This window comes from Nocardiopsis coralliicola, assembly GCF_054779695.1.
In genome coordinates, this window is sequence record NZ_BAAGXT010000100.1 from 1 (window position 1) to 1236 (window position 1236).

The window sequence follows — 1236 nt, forward strand, 5'->3', positions numbered from 1 at the left end:
CTCGGCGCGCGCCGCCTCCCAGCGGGCGCGCGCCCGGGCGTGCTCGGCGTCGGCCGACTCCGCGTCGGCGGCGGCGCGGACCGCCTCCGAGCGGCGGCGGAGCGTCTCGGCGTGGTCGGCCAGCACCGGCGCGATGTCGGGGAACGCCTCCAGACAGGCGGCCCAGGCGCGCTCGCGCTGCCGCGCTGCGGCCACCTCGGCGCGCAGCGCCTCTTCCCGCTCGGCCGTTTCGGCCAGGGCCCGTTCGGCGTCGGCGATGCGGCGCAGCCGGGCCCGCTCGCGGGCGCCCGCGCCGATGTGCTCGGCCTCGGCGCTGCTGTGCCGGCCCTGGAGGGCGCCGGCCGACCACCGGCCGTCCGCGGCGACCGAGAGGCCCCCGCCGGGGGCGGAGCCCAGCGGCACCGAGCGCAGCAGCGCCTGCACGGTGCCGGTCCCGACCGGGGTGCCGCCGGCCGGGCCCTCGGCGCCCGTGTCGGGAACCAGCACGTCGGCCAGCGACGGGCCGGAGACCGGCTCCTGCGCCTGGGCCCAGGTCTCGTCTCCGCCGGCGGGCGTGCCCTCGGCCGGAACCCAGGCGGTGAGCAGGCCGGCCGCACGCAGGGCGGCTTCGAGCCCGGCCCGGTCGGCGTCGGCGAGTTCGGGCGCGAAGTCGACGAGCCGGTAGAAGGGGGCGCCGCGCTCCGGATCGCGCTCGGCGGTGGTGAACGGCGGCACGGCGGGTTCGACGCCGGCCGCGGCGTGCAGCTCCGCCAGTTCGGCTTCGAGCCGCTCGCGGTCGGTGCCGGTCTCGCTGAGCCGCTGCTCGGCGGCGGCCGCCGCACGCTGCGCCGCGCGCACGCGGGGCTGCAGTGCCGCCGCTGCGGTCCGGGCCGCGTCGCGGTAGGCGCCGGGGTCGAGGACCACGTCGTCCGGGTCGGGGGCCTCGGGCAGCGCAGCCCCGGCCGAGTCCGCGGCTCCGTCGCCGGCGTCCTCCCCGGCGGCGTCGGCGGGCAGCGCCGTGGTGCGCCACCGGTGGACCGCGCCGGTCCACTGCCGCGCTGCGCCGGTGAGCTGCTCTTCGGCGGTGCGCGCGGCGGCGGCCGCCTGCGCGGAGGTCTCGGCGGCGGCTTCGGCGCGCTCGGCCGCCCGCTCGACGGTGGCCTCCTCGGTGTCGAGCCGCTCGGCTTCCGCGAGCAGCCCGCCGAGCAGCCGGCCGAGGTCGCCCGCCGGCGCCTCCGCCGCCGCAACGCGCTCGGC

The 1236-nt window shown here is 81.6% G+C and carries 1 pseudogene; it reads right to left on the reverse strand.

What is annotated here, in order from left to right:
* Positions 1 to 1236 (reverse strand): annotated as a pseudogene (locus ACYVGT_RS28095) (TIGR02680 family protein); the annotation flags it as partial.